The sequence below is a fragment of the Janthinobacterium sp. GW823-FHT03B06 genome, assembly GCF_058796955.1.
Map to the genome: position 1 here is coordinate 183,314 of NZ_JBXAJE010000007.1, position 17,518 is coordinate 200,831.

A 17,518-nucleotide genomic window follows, 5' to 3' on the forward strand; every position below is an offset into this window, starting at 1 on the left:
GAAACAATGCCATGAAGAATACGACTGAATTTGCCCAGGGCCGCGCGCTCGACGTGATCTGCCTGGGCCGCCTGGCGGTGGACCTGTACGCGCAGCAGATCGGCAGTACCCTGGAAGACGCGACGAGCTTTGCCAAATACCTGGGCGGCTCGTCCGCCAATATCGCCTTCGGCACGGCCCGGCTGGGCTTGAAGTCGGCCATGCTGTCGAAAGTGGGCGACGACCACATGGGGCGTTTCCTCACCGACACCTTGGCGCAGGAGGGCTGCGACGTCAGCCATGTCGGCATCGACCGCGAACGGCTCACCGCCCTGGTGATGCTGGGCATCAAGGACAAGCACACCTTCCCGCTGATCTTTTATCGCGAAAATTGCGCCGACATGGCCATCGAAGCGTCCAGCGTCGACGCCGCCTTTGTCGCTTCCAGCAAAGCGTTATTAATCACCGGCACGCATTTCTCGACTAGCGCCATGCACGCCGTCAGCACGCAAGCTCTGAAATTGGCGCGCGCCAACAACGTGCGCACCGTGCTCGACATCGATTACCGGCCCGTGCTGTGGGGCTTGTCGGGCAAGGCGGACGGCGAAACGCGGTTCGTCTCGAACGACGGCGTCACCAAACATCTGCAGGCGATCCTGCCGCAGTTCGACCTGATCGTCGGCACGGAAGAGGAATTCATGATCGCCGGCGGTGGTGCCGACATCATGGCGTCCCTGCGCGCCGTGCGGGCCGCCACCCTGGCGACCCTCGTCGTCAAGCGCGGGCCGCTGGGCAGCGCCATCATCGACAACGTGGTGCCCGCCAGTTTGGATGACGCGTATAACTACCGCGGCGTGCGCGTGGAAGTGCTCAATGTGCTTGGCGCGGGCGACGCTTTTCTTTCCGGCTTCCTGAAAGGCTGGCTGCGCGGCGAGGATTACGAGGCGTGCTGCCGCTACGCGAACGGCTGCGGCGCCCTCGTCGTGTCGCGCCACGGCTGCGCGCCGGCCATGCCGTCACCCGTCGAGCTCGACTATTTCCTGGCCAACGCGGCCAAACTGACCCGTCCTGACCAGGATGCGACCTTGTCGCGCCTGCACCGCACGACGGTGGCGCGCCCGCAGTGGAACGAGCTGTGCGTGTTTGCGTTCGACCACCGCACGCAATTCTTTGAGCTGGCCCAGCAGGGCGGTGCCGACGAGGCAAAGATTGCGCGGCTCAAGCAACTGTTCGTGCAAGCCGTGGGCCAGACGGAGGCGGCGCGCGGCTTGCAGGGCGGCACGGGCGTGCTGATCGATGACCGCTATGGTGTCGACGCGCTCAACGATGCGACGGGACGGGGCTGGTGGATAGGCCGTCCCGTCGAGATGCCGGGCTCGAATCCCTTGCAGTTCGACTGGGGCCGTTCGCTGGCGTCGCGCTTGACGCAGTGGCCGAAAGAGCACGTGATCAAGTGCCTGGTGCAGCTGCATCCCGACGATACGCCGGAAAACCGGCTGGAACAGGAAGCGCAAATCAAGGGCTTGTACGACGCTGCGCAAATCACGGGCCATGAATTGCTGCTGGAAATTATTCCTGCCAAGTCCCTGCCCCAGCACGACGATACCGTGTATCGCGCGGTGAAACGCCTGTACAACCTCGGCATCTACCCGGAATGGTGGAAGCTGGAAAGCATGTCCGCCCAGCAATGGCAAGCCATCGATGCCCTCGTGCAGGAGCGCGATCCGTATTGCCGTGGCGTCGTCCTGCTCGGTTTGAACGCCCCGATCGACAAACTGGCCGCCAGCTTCGAGCAGGCCAGTGCCAGCACCACCTGCAAGGGTTTCATGGTCGGCCGCACCATCTTCCAGGAACCGAGCCGCCGCTGGCTGGCCGGCGAACTCGACGATGCGGGCCTGATCGCCGCCGTGCGCGCCAACTTCGAACAGCTGATCAGCTTGTGGCAGCGCACGCGCAACCGCCTGGAGCGTGCCGCATGAGCGCGACCATCCATAAAACCATCCGCCTGACCATGGCGCAGGCGCTGGTGCGCTACCTGTCGGCCCTGCGCACCGAGGATGGCCAGCCCCTGTTCGGCGGCGCCTTCGCCATCTTTGGCCACGGCAACGTGGCGGGCCTGGGCGAAGCGCTGTACCAGTACCGCGAACAATTTCCCACCTACCGCGCCCATAACGAACAGGCGATGGCGCACTCTGCCATCGCCTATGCGAAAGCCCACATGCGTCGGCGCATGATGGCGGTGACCAGTTCCATCGGCCCCGGTGCCACCAACCTGCTGACGGCGGCTGCCCTGGCGCACGTCAACCGCCTGCCCGTGCTCTTGCTGCCGGGCGACGTCTTTGTCTCGCGCGCACCGGACCCGGTCTTGCAGCAGCTGGAAGATGGCACGGACGGCAGCGTCTCGGTCAACGATGCCTTCAAACCGCTGTCGCGCTATTTCGACCGCATCGTCTATCCGGAACAATTGCTCACCGCCTTGCCGCGCGCGATCGCCGCCTTGACGGACGCGGCCGCCTGCGGTCCCGTCACCTTGTCCCTGCCGCAAGACGTGCAGACGATGGCGTATGACTATCCTGCCGACTTTTTCGAACCGAGAGTCGTGCGTTTCCGCGCCGTGCCGCCCGTCGAGCAGGAACTGGAAGAGGCCGCGTTGCTGTTGAAAAATGCGAAGCAGCCGCTGATCGTCGCCGGCGGCGGCGTGCTGTACGGCCAGGCCGGCGCCGCCTTGCAGGCGTTTGCCGAACGGCATGGCATTCCCGTGGCGGAAACCCAGGCCGGCAAGAGCAGCTTGCCGTGGGACCACCCCTTGCAGCTGGGCGCCATCGGCGTCACCGGTTCGCCCGCCGCGAATGTACTGGCGGCCGAGGCCGACGTGGTGCTGGCCGTGGGCACGCGCCTGCAGGATTTCACGACCGGGTCCAACTCCCTGTTTGCGCAGGCGCAACTGGTCAGCCTGAACGTCAACAGCTTTGATGCGCTGAAACGCCGCGGCCTGGGTGTACAAGCGGACGCGACCCTGGGCTTGCAGGGCCTGTCGCGGCGGCTAGCTACCTGGCACAGCGCCGGCCAGTGGCTGGAGCGCGCGCAGCAGGCAGGGAATGCCTGGCGCGATACCGTGCTGGCCATTACGGGCAAACGCGAGGTGGCCGGCTTGCCGTATGACGGCGAAGTCATCGGCGCCGTGCAGCGTTCCGCAGTCGATTCCACCACCCGCGACATCGTCGTCTGCGCGGCCGGTACCTTGCCGGCAGAACTGCATAAACTGTGGCGGACAAGCACGCCGGGCGGCTACCACATGGAGTACGGCTACTCGTGCATGGGTTACGAGATCGCCGGCGGCCTCGGCGTCAAGATGGCGCAACCCGAGCGCGAAGTCATCGTCATGGTGGGCGACGGCAGCTATCTGATGATGAATTCGGAAATCGCCACTTCCGTCATGCTCGACAAAAAACTCATCATCGTCGTGCTCGACAACCGGGGCTATGGCTGCATCAACCGCCTGCAGCAGGCCTGCGGCAATGCCTCGTTCAACAATATGCTGCCCGACAGCGCCCCGCGCATCGACTTCGCCCTGCATGCGCAATCCCTGGGCGCGCTGTCCGAACATGTGGGTTCGATTGCCGAACTCGAACAGGCCATGCTGCGCGCCCGGGCAGCTTCCCGCACGTATCTGATCTGCATCAATACGGACGCCACGCGCACGACAGAAGAGGGCGGCTGCTGGTGGGAAGTGGCCGTACCGGAAGTGTCCACCCAGTCCGGCGTGCAAGCTGCGCGTGCCCGTTATGAAAACGATCGCCTGAAACAAAGGAATTGAAATGACTACCTGGAATGTACGTATCGGCATCAACCCGATCTCGTGGATGAACGACGATTTACCGAGCCTGGGCGGCGAAACGCCGCTGGAAACGGCCTTGAAGGAAGGCGCCGAGATCGGCTATGTGGGTTTTGAACTGGGCAACAAGTTTCCCAAGGATGCCCCGTCTCTGAACGCCGTGCTGGGCAAATATGGCCTGGCGTGCGTCTCGGGCTGGTATTCGGGCCGCCTGGCGCACCGCAGCGTCGAAGACGAGATTGCCTCCGTGGCGTCACACTTGCGGCTGCTGGCCGACAGCGGCGCCACCGTCATGGTGTATGGCGAAGTGGCCGACGCCATCCAGGGCGAAGCGCGTCCCTTGTATAAACGCCCGCGTTTCCAGTCCGCCCAGCAATGGCAGGACTACGCCGATAAACTCACGGCCTTTGCCGCCCACCTGCTGGCGCACGGCGTGCGCCTGGCCTACCACCACCACATGGGCGCCTACGTGGAAACGCCGGCCGACGTGGATCAACTGATGGCCTTGACGGGGCCGGAAGTGGGCTTGTTGTTTGATACGGGTCATATCACCTTTGCCGGCGGCGACGCGCTGGCGGTGCTCAATAAACATATCGACAGGATTTGCCACGTGCATTGCAAGGATGTGCGCCCGAACGTGGTGAAACTGGCCCGCAATGGCCACTGGAGTTTTTTGCAGGCCGTCATCAATGGCGCCTTCAGCGTGCCGGGCGACGGCTGCATCGACTTTCCGGCCATTTTGACGCGGCTGTATCTGCACGGCTATGCGGGCTGGCTGGTGGTGGAAGCGGAGCAGGACCCGGCCGTCGCCCCCAGCTACGCATACGCGAAGATGGGCCACGATTACCTGGCACGCCTGGTCGATGCGATTCCGCGCCTGGGCCGGGAGGCGGCATGAGCCCGCTGCTGGTGAAAGCGGGGCAGGGACAGACCATCGTCGAAGTCACGCCCGCATCGGCCGGCTGGACGCACGTGGGCTTTGCCGCGCACAGGTTGCAGGCTGGCGAACACATCAGCCTGGAGACGGGCCACCGCGAACTGTGCCTCGTCGTGCTGACGGGCACGGTCACGGTGCGGGCGGGCGATCACGTCTGGGAAGGCATCGGCAAGCGCGCCAGCGTCTTCGAGGACGTCTCGCCCTACGCCGTGTATGTGCCGCTGGAAACACAGGTCAGCATCACGGCCGTGAACGCCGCGGAAGTGGCCCTGTGCAGCGCGCCGGCCACGACCCACCGCCCGGCGCGCCTGATCGAACCTTCCAGCATGACGCGCTCCGTGCGCGGCCAGGGCGCCAACACGCGCTATGTGTGCGACATCCTGCCGCAGACGGCCGAGGCGGACGGCTTGCTGGTGGTGGAAGTCGTCACGCCGTCCGGCCATTCGTCCAGCTATCCGCCGCATAAACACGACAGCGACAATATTCCAACCGAAAGCTCGCTGGAGGAAACGTATTACCACCGGCTCAATCCCGAGCAGGGCTTTGCCTACCAGCGCGTCTACACGGATGACCGCAGCATCGATGAAGCCATGGCCGTGGAAAACCACGACGTGGTGATGGTGCCGCGCGGCTACCACCCCGTGACCGTGCCGTATGGCTACGACGGCTATTACCTGAACGTGATGGCCGGCCCGAAACGCGTGTGGCATTTTAAAAACGACCCGGCCCATGACTGGCTGATGACGAAATAACCAAGGACAAGACAATGACGACCCCGATGATCGGCCACTTTATTGGTGGCAACCCCATGGCCTCGCGCACCGAGCGCACGAGCGACGTGTTTAATCCTGCCACGGGCGCCGTGACGGCCAAGGTGGCGCTGGCCACGCCTGCCGAACTGAACGCGGCCGTGGCCGCCGCCCATGCGGCCTTTCCCGCCTGGTCGCAAACCTCGCCGCTGCGCCGCGCCCGCGTCATGTTCAAATTCAAGGAATTGCTGGAGCAAAACGCCGACAAGCTGGCCGCCCTGATTACGGCCGAACACGGTAAAGTCTTCACGGATGCGAAAGGGGAAGTGACGCGCGGCATCGAAGTGGTGGAATTTGCCTGCGGCATCCCGCAACTGATGAAGGGAGAGTATTCGGAACAGGTGGCCGGCGGCATCGACGCCTGGTCGATCCGCCAGGCGCTCGGCGTGTGTGTCGGCATCACGCCGTTCAACTTTCCCGTGATGGTGCCGATGTGGATGTTCCCGATGGCCATTGCCTGCGGCAATACGTTTGTATTAAAGCCGTCGGAACGCGACCCGTCGGCCAGCCTGCTCCTGGCGCAGCTGCTGACGGACGCCGGCTTGCCCGACGGCGTCTTCAACGTCGTGCAGGGCGATAAGGAAGCCGTCGATGGCTTGCTGCACCACCCGGACGTGCGCGCCGTCAGCTTCGTCGGTTCCACGCCGATCGCCGAATACATCTATGCGACGGGCTGCGCGCAGGGCAAGCGCGTCCAGGCCCTGGGCGGGGCGAAAAACCACATGGTCGTCATGCCCGACGCGGACATCCCGCAGACGGTGGACGCCCTGATGGGCGCCGCCTTCGGCTCGGCCGGCGAGCGCTGCATGGCCATTTCCGTCGTCGTGGCGGTGGGCAATGTGGCGGACCAGTTGGTGGAAGCCCTGGTGCCCCGTATCGCGGCGTTAAAGATCACGCAGGGCATGGACCTGTCGGCCGAGATGGGGCCGGTCGTCACGCAGGTGCACAAGGAGAAGATCGCCGGCTATATCGCCACGGGGGTCAAGGAAGGCGCCAAGCTTATCTGCGACGGGCGCGGCTTTGTCCTGCCCGGTCACGAGCACGGCTTTTTCCTCGGCGGCAGCCTGTTCGACCACGTCACGCCGGACATGACGATTTACAAGGAGGAAATCTTCGGCCCCGTGCTGTGCATCGTGCGCGTGCCCGATTTCACGGCGGCGCTGGACCTGGTCAATGCGCATGAATACGGCAACGGCACGGCCATCTACACGCGCGACGGCAACACGGCGCGCGAATACACGCACCGGGTGCAGGTGGGCATGGTCGGAGTCAATGTGCCGATCCCCGTGCCGATGGCCTTCCACAGCTTCGGCGGCTGGAAGCGCAGCCTGTTCGGCGACCACCATGCGCACGGCCCGGAATCGGTGCGTTTCTACACGAAGCAGAAAGCGGTGACGCAGCGCTGGCCGGCCTCGACGGCGGCCGGGGCCGAGTTTGCCATGCCGACCTTGAAGTAAAGCGCGCTGGCGGCGCGCAGTATCAGCGCGTCAGCGCGCCGCCACGTGTCCGTAGCAGGTTTTCAGTTTTGCGTAGTCGTAAAAGACGCTGCCCGGCGCGATGCGGGCGCCGTCGCAAGCGGCCTGGAAGTCCGTTTCCTTTTCGTTGTACAGCAGGCGCACGATGAGCTGCCCTGCCTCGTTGCGGTACACATCCCACTGCATATTGGCCGCCAGCGGCGAGACGTTCTGGCCGCGCCATGGATTGTTTTCATAACTGTAACTGAGCGATGCCGGCAAGGGGGCCAGCGCCTGCTGAAAGCCCATGGCCGAAGCGAGCGGAATGATCATCTCGGCGTGCGTGAAGCGCAGCTTCGCCGCGTGGCGCACATCTCCCCTTGCCAGCGCATCGACCTCATTGAAAAAATCGTCGCGCAAGGCCAGCGCAAAGCGCCACGTCACGCCGCTGCTTTCCGTGGTGGCCGGTCCCTTTTGGTAAAAATCCTCATGGTCGGCGACATATGCGTAGTAGCGCGCGTCGTCGGCAGGCATGTAGCGGCTGAAATCGGCCGGCACTTCATGCCGCATGCCGGCGGCGATCGCATAGAGCTCATACAATTTTGTCGCGGCCGCATTCAGGCTGCGGATGACGGTCTTGCCGCTGCCCGTCATGGTGCGCGTGAGCTTGCCGTCGGCGCTGGTGAAGGTGTAGCTGCCCGTGTCCGCATAGCTGGCGCGGCCGCCTTCCAACTGGTCGAGGAAGGCGGGAGAAAACAGCCGTTCGAGCACGTGGCGCGCATGCGCGGTCGCCGCAGGCAGCCTGGCCGGGGTTCCCATCAGCGCATCCAGCTGCTTGCTTCGTTCATAGTACTGGTAGGCCTGGCTGGCGGCATAGGTGGCGTAATACGGGTTGGCCGGATCGGTGACGCGGTCCGTCTGCGGCGCCAGCTTGTGCGCGTACAGCAGGAAGCGGTTGACGCCATCGGGCTGCAATATCGGCTGTACCGCGGGCTTGCGCCCCTGCGGATATGGCGCCGGCGCGGGCGGCAGATACACCAAGGGTGTCAGTGCGGGCGCTTGTTCGAGCAGCGACTGCGTGAAGAAGCGCGAACTGTCGCGCGCGCGGTCCACGCCGGAATGGATGGTGACGAGCTGTCGCGGCGCCGTCGCCGCGTCTTGCCCCACTTGCGCAAACAGGGTGGGCAGGCGCGCCAGCATGCGCACGGCCAGCTGCCGGTGCTCGTCGATACCCGTCTGCGACAGATTGCCGTAGCCGGGCCGCTCGATGCCGGCCACGCCATAACCGAGCAAGGCATTGGCCTTCATCAGGGCCAGGATGTCGGGGCCGAGTTCGCGGCCCAGGGGCGTGAGCGCATCCTGCGCGGCGGCCTGTTGCCACATCGCATACAGGGCCGCGTCGTTCTTCATGCTGGTGAGCCCGCGCGAGCCGTGGCGCGCCACCAGTTGCGTGTAGATGGGCTGGAAGCCGTCCGGCGGCGCGGCATAGGTCGCCGGGTCCTGCTGCGGCGCATACGGCGTCTTGGTCTGGTAATGGCCTTCGACGGCCAGCGTGGGACCGGCGCACATGGCGAGGGCCAGGGCCAGCGGGATGCTGGCCAGGGGAAGCGATGGAGGCATGGGAGTCCGTGACGTGATGAGTTCCTGGGCGCAAGCCTAGCATCAAACGCCAAACTGGCGGGCACGGCTGGGAGCCGGCCCGCCTGCACTCCGTGATTACTGCGCCACGTGGCCGTAGCAGGTCTTCAGCTTTGCATATACATAGAAATGGCTGCCGGCCGCATGGCGCGCGCCATCGCAGGCGGCCTGGAAGTCGGTTTCCTTTTCGTTGTACAGCATTTTTACCAGCACATTGCCGCTGGCGTCGCGGTACACGTCCCACTGCATGTTGGCCGCCATCGGCGCCACGTACAGGCCGCGCCAGCTGCTGTTGTCATAACTGTAGGTCTGCGCCGCCGGCAGCGCGCCGACGACGGTCTTCAGGCCCATGGCCGTGGCCAGCGGGATGATGGCTTCCGCATGCGTGAAGCGCAGCTTGGCGCCGTGCGACAGGTCGCCGCGCGCGATGGCGTCCACTTCCGTGAAGAAGTCCTCGCGCAGCGCGCGCACGTAGTTCCAGGTGACGCCGGCGCTTTCCGTGGTGCCGGGACCCTTGTTGTAGAAATCCTGGTAATCCTGCACGAAGGCCTGGTACCTGGCCGCGTCCGACGGCATGTACTGCACGAAGTCGGCTTTGACCTCGTTCGTCATGCCGGCCATGATGGCGTACAGGTTGTACAGCACCGATGCGGCGTCGGCCAGTCCCTTGATGGTGGTGCCGCCGTCGCCGGTGACGGTATTGGTGAATTTGCCGTCGTCGCTGGTGAAACTGTAGGTGCCCGTGTTGGCGAAGCGGTAGGTGCCGTTGTCGATCTTATCGACGAAAGCCTTGGTGAACAGGCGCTCCAGCACTTCGCGCCCCAGGGTGCGCGCCGTGGCATCCGTGTCGATGGCCGAGTACTTGGCCAGGAAAGCGGGGCTTTCCAGGTAGCCCTGGTAAGCCTGGCTGTCCTGGTAGGTCTGGTAGTAGCGGTCGAGGGCATCGGTGACCAGGTCCGTCTTGGGCACCAGCTTGTGCGCATACAGCAGGAAGCGGTTGGTGCCAGCTGGCTGCGCCACGGGCTTGCCGGCCGGGTAGCCGGCCGGTGCGGGCGGCAGGGTAATCAGCGGCGCGACGTTTGGTGCCGTGGCGGCCAGCGACTGCGCAAAATACGCGGCGCTGTCCTTGGCGCGGTCCACGCCGGAACTGACGGTGACGATCTGGCGCGGCGCGCTGGCGGCGTTCGCGCCCAGTTGCGTGAACAGGGCGGGCAGGCGCGCCAGCATGCGCACGGCCAGCTGCTTGTGCTCATTGATGCCCGTCTGCGACAGGTTGCCGTAGCCGGGCGCCGTGATGCCGTCCACGCCGTAGCCGAGCAGCGCGTTGGCCTTCATCAGTTTCAGGATGTCGGCGCCCAGCTTTTGCCCCAGTGGCGTGAGCGCATCGTCGGCGGCGGCCCTTTGCCAGACGTTGTAGAAGGCGGCGTCGTACTTCATGCTCGACAGGCCGCGCGAACCGTGGCGCGCCACCAGTTCGGTGAACACGGGCGCGTAGCCGGCCGGCGCGGCTTCATACGTGGCCGCCTCCTGCTGCGGCGTGTACGGCGTCTTGGTCTGGTAATAGGTGGCTGGCGGCGGCGTGACAGGAGGCGTCACCGGCGGCGTGACAGGGGGCGTTACCGGCGGCGTTGTCTCGCCGCCGCCACAGGCGGCCAGGGAGAGCATCAGGATGGACAGGGGAAGATGGCGTGCGTGCAGCATGGCGTTTCCTTTGGATGTGAGTTGCCCGGGCGCGCCGCGCAGGACGGCGCACCCAGGGAAGACAGGCAGGATGGTGGAATTTAGAGCTTGAGGGCCTTGGCCAGGCTGTTGGCGCGCGCATCGCGCTCGCTCAATGGCGCCAGGCCATGGCGTTCCTCGATGAACTTCAGGATCGACACGGTTTCATACTCGGTATGGTCGATATGCCCGCCTTCGCTGAACGGCGAGATGACGAGGGCGGGGATGCGCGTGGCCGGGCCGAAGCGGTCGCCTTTGGGCGGCGCCACGTGGTCCCAGAAGCCGCCGTTTTCATCGGTGGTGACGATGATGACGGTATCCTTCCATTGCGGGCCTTCCATGATGGCGTTGATGATGGCCACGCCCTCGTCGTCGCCGGCCGCCACGCTCGATTTGTCCATCCCCGGATGCATGTTCTTCTTGCCCATGGGCTTGTAGAACGAGACGGGCGGAAGCTTGCCCGCCTGGACGTCGGCGATCATGTCGGAGCGGTCCTTCAGGTGCGTGGCGCGCTGCTGCGGGCTGTCGATGAAGCGCTTGAAGTAGGTGAACGGCTGGTGGTGATACGAGAAATCGTCGGCCTTCTTGCCCGACTTGGTCGAGGCGACGGCGATGTCGTAACCGTCCGCATAATAGACCCACGAGATACCCTTGTCCGTCAGGCGGTCGCCGATGGTGGGCATGGTTTGCGGCGGCAGGAATGTCTGCTTCTTGGTCGGGTCGAACAGCAGCGGGCCCTGCATGGTGTTGACGGCGTAGCCGTCCTGCGTCACTTCCGCTTCCTCGCCCTTCTTGTGGCCCGTGCCGCGCTCATCCTGGGCGACGATGGACTTGGGCGCGTTCGGGAACACGGGCGTGCAGGCGCAGGTCAGCCACATGTGGTTGAGGAAGGAGCCGCCATAGGCGGACTGGAAAAAGCGGTCGGCCAGGGTGTAGCGCTGCGCCAGGGCCCACAGTTTGAGCTTGCTGCCGTCGAAATAGCCCATGGGCAGGGCGCCCGTGTTGCCCTCGACGACGAAGCGGTCGTTCTTGCCGTCGTTGATCTGGCGCTTGTGCGTCCAGAATGCGTGCACGGGACTGGCCGTCTTGTCGCCCAGCGACACGCTCGGCTCCATGTGGAAGGGCGCGTTGGCGATGTCGCCCTTGAAGCGCTGGTCCAGGCCGCCCTTGTCGAGCGCCACGGCGGGCAGCATCGCATACGGCTTGCCATCGGGGCCGGTCTGCGTGGTGGTGTCGGGCGAGCGGCCATTGGCGATGCCGTCGGCGCCGGGGAAGGTACCGAACAGGTGGTCGAAGCTGCGGTTTTCCATGTACACGACGACGATCTGGCCGATCTTCGCCAGCTTCGGATCGGCGGCGGCACTGGCAGCCGTATTGTGCTGCATGCCGGCGGGGGTGGTGCAGGCCGCCAGGCCGATGGCCCCGGCGCCGAACAGGGCGATTCTTAGAACGTGGTTCAACATAACGGTCTCCTTAATACGCCTCCGTGGACGGGGCGCTTTTTTTAGTGGTATGGCCAGAACAGGCTTTTTGAAGAAATTGCACACGTGTGCAGCACGCGTGTGCAAACAGTAACCCGGATTTTTTTCGATGTCAACAAGTACAGGCGGAGGATGAAAAAGTGTGGAAAACGGGGAACGGCGGGCGCTGCGGGGCGGTGGCGGGCGGCAGATGACGGCGTTGCGCCATCTGCCGTGTCGAAGCGCTTAGCGCGTCGTGCCGCGCCGCACCAGGGTGACGGGGACTTCCTTCAGGCGGCCCGGCATGGCAAATTTTTCCATGCGCTCGACCAGGCTCTTGACGGCGCGGCGCGCCAGTTCGCCCGCATCCTGGCGGATGGTGGTCAGCTGGTAGGCGTCGAGCGCCGCCATGGGAATGTCGTCGAAGCCGATCACCTGCAATTGCGCGGGCACGTCGATGCCGTACTTGCTGCGCGCCGCGTCGATGAAGCCGCAGGCGATCAGGTCGGTGGCGCAAAAGACGCCGTCGGGCAGCTTGCCCGAGGCGAGCAGGGCGTCGGCCGCTTCCTGGCCCGCCTGGTAGCCGATGGCGTCGGCCAGGTATTCGCCGGCCGTGCAGCGCTTCTTCGCCACGGCCGGCGCCAGGTGGTCGAGGAAGGCCTTGCCGCGCGCGATGCCGCTGAAACTGCTGGCGCGCGTGTTGACGAAGGCCAGCCGTTTGGCGCCGCTGTCGAGCAGGGTGCTGGCCGCCAGTTCGCCGCCATGGCGGTTGTCGCTGTTGACCACGTCCACGCCCTTCAGGTCGCGCGCGCGGTTGATCATGGCCACCGGTACTTGCCGCTGCAGGTATTCCGTCGCCACGGCGGACGGCGGCGAGCCGGACGTCATGATGACGCCGGAAATCTTGTAGCTGAGGAGGATGCGCAGCAATTCGCTGAGGCGTTCGGGATCTTCCGCATTCATCAGCAGCGGCACCAGCGCATGTTCGCTCAGGCTGCGCGTGACTTCGCCCAGCAGGGCCACGCGGAACGGGTCCGTGAAGCCCGTGATGACGACGCCCACCAGATTGCTTTGCCCCTGGTTCATGCTGCGCGCCAGGATGTTGACCTGGTAGCCCAGCGACTGCGCCGCTTCCATCACGCGGGCCCGCGTTTCGGGCGCCACGCTGGCGCCGGGCGTGAATGTGCGCGAGACGGCGGAGCGCGAGACGCCGGCCCGTTTGGCGACGTCGACCGAAGTGACCCAGGACTTGTCTTTTTGTTCCATTGACGGTGTAGATGATTGAGAGGCCGATGCACGATGCGGTGCGGCGCAACGCCGCGCCATCATCTTAGCCGAAAATCCCGGCCGCGGCGCGAACTGAATGCCGGTGGCACTGTCAGTCACGCGGCGCGGGCCGGCGTGCCGGCCCTCAGCTTTTCAATCGTCCTACCACTTCGGCGTGTACTTCAGGGTGAACTGCACGTTGCGCGGGTCGCCATAATAGTTGTTCGACCCAGTGGTGTTGTAGGCCGGGATGATGTAGCGCTTGTCGAACAGATTGTTGACGTTGACCGACAGGGCCACTTGCGGCGTGGCTTGCCAGCCCAGGCGTGCATTCCAGATCGAGAAACCGGCAACCTTGAACGTGCGTTCGGTATCGACCGTATGGCTTTGCAGGCTGGTGCCGGCGCCCACGCTGAACTTGTCCCACGCGCCGGGCAGGGTATAGCTGGACCAAAGGCGCAGCATGTGCTTCGGCGTCCACGTCGAAAAGACCTGGCCCTTGTTGTCCGGATCGTCGAGGTAGGTCGTCGTCGTGTAGGCATAGCCGGCCGACAGCTGCAGGCCGCGCGCCACTTCGCCCGACACCTCCGCTTCCAGGCCCTGGCTGCGCACCTTGCCCGAGGCGCGCGAGCAGTACCAGCCGTCGCAGGCGAAACCGGCAGCGTAGTCGGTGACGGCGCGGTCCTTGTGGTCATAGCGGAATACGGCCAGCGAGGTGTTGACCTTGCCGTCCAGCAGTTCACCCTTGATGCCGCCTTCGTAGCTGCTGCCCGTGATCGGCTTGAGGGTGCGGCCGGCCACGTCGTGGTTCGTCTGCGGCTGGAACACGTCCGCATAGCTGGCGTAGGCCGACCATTGCGGCGTCAATGCATAGATCAGGCCCACCGATGGCGTGAACCTGGCCGTGGCGCGGGTGGCGTCGCGGTAGCCGTCCGGCGTGGCATACAGGAAGTCGTACCAGCTGAAGCGTCCGCCCAGCAGGGCTTTCAGCTTGCCCGTCAGCTGGCCGTTCCAGGTGGCGTACAGCCCTTTCTGGCGCATGTCGTAGGTGCTGTAGCTGCTCACGCCGCGCGCGGCGATGCTGTCGAAGTCCTGCCACGGGCGATGGTGCTTGATGTTGAAGATATCCGCGCCCGTTTCCCACGCGCGCGCATAGCGGTCGTTCGACGTCATGCTGACATAGCTGGCGCCGGCGACGACTTCCTGCGCGATGCCCAGGCCGTCGAATTTGCCGCGCACGAAAGCGTCGATGCCGCGCTTGCGGTTGTCGAAATCGGTGGAAAAGTCGCCATAGCGCGCGCCGCTGCCGTCGGGTTTGATGGCGAAGGCCGTGCGCTGGTGCGTGGAGCTGGTGCTTTCATTCATGCCCAGCGCCGAGGCCTTCAGGCTCCATTGCGTATTGAAGTGGTGTTCCAGGTCCAGGTAGACGGTGCTTTGTTCCACCAGGCTGCGGTTCCAGTCGGCGCCCGTGAAGGTGGAGCGCGGCAGCGGCAGTGCGCTGCCGTCAACGTAGCGGGGCAGGCCGATGAACGTGGGGCGGCCGTGGGCCTTGACGTGGCTGGCGGCCAGGCCGACCGTGGTGGCGGGCGCCAGGTCGTAGTCGATTGCCGCGTACAGGGTGCGGCTCTTGCTCCATACCTGGTCGATGAAGGAGTGGCTGTCGTCCTCGTCGACGATGGCGCGTCCGCGCAGGCTGCCTTCCGCGTTCAGGGGCGTGCTGATGTCGACCTGGGCGCCATAGTGGTCCCAGGAACCGGCGCGCCCCGTCAGCGTGATCGCGCGTGTGGCCAGCGGGCGCTTGCGCACCAGGTTGACGGAACCGCCGGGGCTGCCCGTGCCAACGAGCATGCTGGAAGCGCCGCGCAGCACTTCCAGGCGGTCGTAGATGACCATGTTTTCCTGGCCCCAGTTACCCAGCGCATAGGTGTTGCGGTCGATCGGCACACCGTCGTATTGCCACTGGTCGATCTGGAAGCCGCGCGCCGTGATGACCACGCCCGGGCCCACGCCATGCACGCCCACCACGCCGGTGACGTTGTTGACAGCTTCGCGCAAGTCCGTGATGCCCTGGTCGTCCAGGCGCTGGCGCGTCAGCACGCTGACCGATTGCGGGATGTCCTTCATCGATTGCTCGCCCTTGCCGATGGTGAGCTTGCGCGCCGTGTAGGAACCGCTGCCTTCCGTGGTGGCGCCTTGTTCGGCCTGGCCGACGATGGTAATCGAGGGCATGGTGCGCTCGGCCGCCGAGGCGGCACTGGCCGCCGCCGTGGGGGCGGACGCCGGCGCGGCCACCAGCACGTAGCCGGTGGACGTCTTGCCGATGGCATAGCCACTGCCGCGCAGCAGCATGGCGAAGCCGTCGTCGATGGCGTAGCTGCCTTGCAGGCCGGCCGTCTGCAGCCCCTGTACCTTGGCCGCGTCGATGACGATGGACACGCCCGCCTGCTGTGCATAGCGGTTCAGGGCGCCGGCCAGCGGGCCGGCGGGAATGGCGTAGCTGGCGACCGCCGGCACGGCCTGGGCGGCTGCCTGGGCATGCAGGGCGGCGCCAGCGAGCAGCATGGCCGCCAGGGCCAGCGGGCGCAGACGCGTGCGCAGGGTGTTCGGGGAGGAAACGGCAACGACTTGAGCGTACATGGTGACAGCCTTTTTTGAATGATCTCAGCTGCCTTGACGCGCGAGATGCGCCAACACGAACCTGCGTGGCAAATTATTTTTTTGCGGTGCCAGTGCTTGGCGCGTCGACCATCACCAGGTAGCGCGTCAGCATGCGGATGCGCAGTTGCGGGAAATTGTCGATCAACAGCTGCAGCGCCTTGTCCGTGTCGTCCAGCGGCAGCACGGCCGCCACGCGGATGACGGCGATCTGCGCGCGGTTGTAATGCAGCTGGCCGGGACGGTGGCGCGCCAGCTCGTCGAGCACCTCGGCCAATGGCTGGTCGTCGACCACCAGCTGGTGCGCGCGCCACGCTTGCTGCACGCTGACCGCATCGATGGTTGTTAGCGGTCCGACGCCATCGCCCGTGATGCGCGTGCGCTGGCCCGCCCGCACCACGACGGCAGGATGTTGCGGCACCTGCGCCGATACTGTCGACTCCAGCATGTTCAGGATGGTGGCGCCGTCTTCCCGGCGCACGCTAAAGCGCGTGCCCAGCGCGCGGATCGCCGCCTGCCTGCTGTCGACGATGAAGGGGCGCTGCGCATCCTTGGCGACGTCGACGAGGATGTCGCCACGCACCAGTTCCACGTGCCGCTCGCCCGCAGTAAAGCGCACGTTGACGGCGCTGCCGCCGGCCAGGGTGATACGGCTGCCGTCGGCCAGGATGTGCGACTGCCATTGCCCTGTGGGGCTGCGCAGGTCGGCCAGCAGGTAGGCGGGGCGCTCGCTGGCGACCATGGCCGTGCCCAGCACCAGCACGGCAACGGCACTGGCGGCGGCCAGCTGGCGCAGGCGCTGGCGGGGACGATCGGGGGCGATGGCGGCCAGGGCGGCCCGGGCGGGGCGATGGTCGCCGCCGGCCGGCTCGCGCACGGCGTGCAACTGGCGCAGCAGGTTTTCCATGCCGGCCGCTGCGTTCGCGTGCAGCGGGTCGGCCGCCTTCCATGCGGCGAAGCCGGAGCGTGCCTGTTCGCGCTCGGCCGGGTCGTCGGCGCTCAGGCGCACGATCCACTGCGCGGCCTGTTCGGCTGCCGCGTCGGTGCGCGCGCCCTTCATGCCGCCATGGCCGGGCAGGCGTGGCGGCAGGCCAGCAAGGCTTGCACCAGGTATTTTTGCACCATGCGCGTGGAGACGTTCAGCTGCGCGGCGACGGCGGCCTGCGGCTGCTCTTCCAGGTAGTGCAGCAAGAAGGCGTCGCGCGCCTTGGCGGACAAGCCGGCCAGCGCCGTGGCGATCTGCCCGAGCGCCTGCACTGCCATCAGGATCTCGTCCGGCGACGGCGCGCCGGGCAGGCTGTCGGCCAGCAGGGCCAGTTCCGCCAGGTAGCTGCGCTCGAGTACCTGCCGGCGCGCGCGGTCGAGCAGCAAGCGCTTTGCCGTGGTGGACAGATAGGCGCGCGGCTCGCGCATGCCGAACAGGGCGTCGCGCGAAGCGATGATGCGCACGAACGTGTCTTGTGCCACATCGGCCGCGCCATGCGGACAGCTGAGCTTTTTGCGCAGCCAGCCCACCAGCCAGCCATGATGCTCGCTGTAAAGCGACTGCACTTGCTGTTGCAGGCTGGACTGAATGGCGGACATGGGGAATGAATAATATAAATGAGAATTATTCTCATTGTAAGCGCCAGCGGCGTCTCGCCACAATCCCCGATTGCATGCGGAAGGGGCGGGTGTTGCGCGCAGGCCGCATGCGCGGCGGCCGGAAATGAAAAAACCCGCCGCTGCACGGGGCAGGGCGGGTTCATCAATGCTGCAAATTCTTG

At 65.6% G+C, this 17,518-nt stretch carries 12 protein-coding genes; 5 read left to right on the plus strand and 7 right to left on the minus strand.

Annotation, left to right across the window (positions count from 1 at the left end):
* Window positions 1-11 precede the first annotated feature (11 nt).
* Genes AC1RBA_RS21990 through AC1RBA_RS22010 form a run of 5 tightly spaced genes read left to right on the plus strand, consistent with a single transcriptional unit; the run spans window position 12 to window position 7,017 of the window.
* Complete coding sequence (locus AC1RBA_RS21990) at window positions 12-1,958, plus strand: bifunctional 5-dehydro-2-deoxygluconokinase/5-dehydro-2-deoxyphosphogluconate aldolase (protein WP_492419826.1); 1,947 nt, start codon at window positions 12-14, stop codon at window positions 1,956-1,958.
* Window positions 1,955-3,796, plus strand: coding sequence for a 3D-(3,5/4)-trihydroxycyclohexane-1,2-dione acylhydrolase (decyclizing) (gene iolD / locus AC1RBA_RS21995; protein ID WP_492419827.1), 1,842 nt, complete (start codon window positions 1,955-1,957; stop codon window positions 3,794-3,796). Before AC1RBA_RS21990 ends, iolD begins: the two co-directional genes overlap by 4 nt.
* A gap of 1 nt (window position 3,797) precedes the next feature.
* Entirely contained in the window at window positions 3,798-4,712 is a 915-nt protein-coding gene (iolE, locus tag AC1RBA_RS22000; RefSeq protein ID WP_492419828.1) for a myo-inosose-2 dehydratase, read from the plus strand.
* Window positions 4,709-5,503 (plus strand): 5-deoxy-glucuronate isomerase, encoded by a 795-nt coding sequence (gene iolB, locus AC1RBA_RS22005; protein WP_492419829.1) that lies wholly within the window; start codon window positions 4,709-4,711, stop codon window positions 5,501-5,503. The genes iolE and iolB overlap by 4 nt, the downstream gene beginning before the upstream one ends.
* 14 nt (window positions 5,504-5,517) lie before the next feature.
* Complete coding sequence (locus tag AC1RBA_RS22010; protein WP_492419830.1) at window positions 5,518-7,017, plus strand: CoA-acylating methylmalonate-semialdehyde dehydrogenase; 1,500 nt, start codon at window positions 5,518-5,520, stop codon at window positions 7,015-7,017.
* A gap of 30 nt (window positions 7,018-7,047) precedes the next feature.
* On the opposite strand, the gene AC1RBA_RS22015 is transcribed toward AC1RBA_RS22010, so the two are convergent.
* The 7 genes from AC1RBA_RS22015 to AC1RBA_RS22045 all read right to left on the minus strand — a co-directional run bounded on the left by AC1RBA_RS22015 (window position 7,048) and on the right by AC1RBA_RS22045 (window position 17,336).
* The gene (locus tag AC1RBA_RS22015) at window positions 7,048-8,634 is read right to left on the minus strand and encodes a histidine-type phosphatase (protein ID WP_492419831.1); all 1,587 of its coding nucleotides are present in this window, start codon (window positions 8,632-8,634) and stop codon (window positions 7,048-7,050) included.
* A gap of 96 nt (window positions 8,635-8,730) precedes the next feature.
* The gene (locus AC1RBA_RS22020) at window positions 8,731-10,353 is read right to left on the minus strand and encodes a histidine-type phosphatase (RefSeq protein WP_492419832.1); all 1,623 of its coding nucleotides are present in this window, start codon (window positions 10,351-10,353) and stop codon (window positions 8,731-8,733) included.
* 80 nt (window positions 10,354-10,433) lie between these two features.
* The gene (locus AC1RBA_RS22025) at window positions 10,434-11,834 is read right to left on the minus strand and encodes an alkaline phosphatase family protein (protein ID WP_070220788.1); all 1,401 of its coding nucleotides are present in this window, start codon (window positions 11,832-11,834) and stop codon (window positions 10,434-10,436) included.
* Between the two features lie 243 nt (window positions 11,835-12,077).
* Window positions 12,078-13,097, minus strand: a complete 1,020-nt coding sequence (locus tag AC1RBA_RS22030) for a LacI family DNA-binding transcriptional regulator (protein WP_070310452.1) — start codon at window positions 13,095-13,097, stop codon at window positions 12,078-12,080.
* A 162-nt stretch (window positions 13,098-13,259) separates the two neighbouring features.
* The gene (locus AC1RBA_RS22035; protein ID WP_492419833.1) at window positions 13,260-15,734 is read right to left on the minus strand and encodes a TonB-dependent siderophore receptor; all 2,475 of its coding nucleotides are present in this window, start codon (window positions 15,732-15,734) and stop codon (window positions 13,260-13,262) included.
* A 73-nt stretch (window positions 15,735-15,807) separates the two neighbouring features.
* Window positions 15,808-16,812, minus strand: coding sequence for a FecR family protein (locus tag AC1RBA_RS22040; RefSeq protein WP_492419834.1), 1,005 nt, complete (start codon window positions 16,810-16,812; stop codon window positions 15,808-15,810).
* Window positions 16,809-17,336, minus strand: a complete 528-nt coding sequence (locus AC1RBA_RS22045) for a sigma-70 family RNA polymerase sigma factor (RefSeq protein ID WP_070287704.1) — start codon at window positions 17,334-17,336, stop codon at window positions 16,809-16,811. The genes AC1RBA_RS22040 and AC1RBA_RS22045 overlap by 4 nt, the downstream gene beginning before the upstream one ends.
* Between the last annotated feature and the right edge of the window lie 182 nt (window positions 17,337-17,518).

Bases quoted from the DNA above. Each gene is read 5' to 3' on its own strand.
- AC1RBA_RS22040 (WP_492419834.1), bottom strand. From the start codon at position 16,812: ATGAAGGGCGCGCGCACCGACGCGGCAGCCGAACAGGCCGCGCAGTGG.
- iolB (WP_492419829.1), top strand. From the start codon at position 4,709: ATGAGCCCGCTGCTGGTGAAAGCGGGGCAGGGACAGACCATCGTCGAA.
- AC1RBA_RS22025 (WP_070220788.1), bottom strand. From the start codon at position 11,834: ATGTTGAACCACGTTCTAAGAATCGCCCTGTTCGGCGCCGGGGCCATC.
- iolE (WP_492419828.1), top strand. From the start codon at position 3,798: ATGACTACCTGGAATGTACGTATCGGCATCAACCCGATCTCGTGGATG.
- AC1RBA_RS21990 (WP_492419826.1), top strand. From the start codon at position 12: ATGAAGAATACGACTGAATTTGCCCAGGGCCGCGCGCTCGACGTGATC.
- AC1RBA_RS22030 (WP_070310452.1), bottom strand. From the start codon at position 13,097: ATGGAACAAAAAGACAAGTCCTGGGTCACTTCGGTCGACGTCGCCAAA.
- AC1RBA_RS22045 (WP_070287704.1), bottom strand. From the start codon at position 17,336: ATGTCCGCCATTCAGTCCAGCCTGCAACAGCAAGTGCAGTCGCTTTAC.
- AC1RBA_RS22035 (WP_492419833.1), bottom strand. From the start codon at position 15,734: ATGTACGCTCAAGTCGTTGCCGTTTCCTCCCCGAACACCCTGCGCACG.
- AC1RBA_RS22010 (WP_492419830.1), top strand. From the start codon at position 5,518: ATGACGACCCCGATGATCGGCCACTTTATTGGTGGCAACCCCATGGCC.
- AC1RBA_RS22015 (WP_492419831.1), bottom strand. From the start codon at position 8,634: ATGCCTCCATCGCTTCCCCTGGCCAGCATCCCGCTGGCCCTGGCCCTC.
- iolD (WP_492419827.1), top strand. From the start codon at position 1,955: ATGAGCGCGACCATCCATAAAACCATCCGCCTGACCATGGCGCAGGCG.
- AC1RBA_RS22020 (WP_492419832.1), bottom strand. From the start codon at position 10,353: ATGCTGCACGCACGCCATCTTCCCCTGTCCATCCTGATGCTCTCCCTG.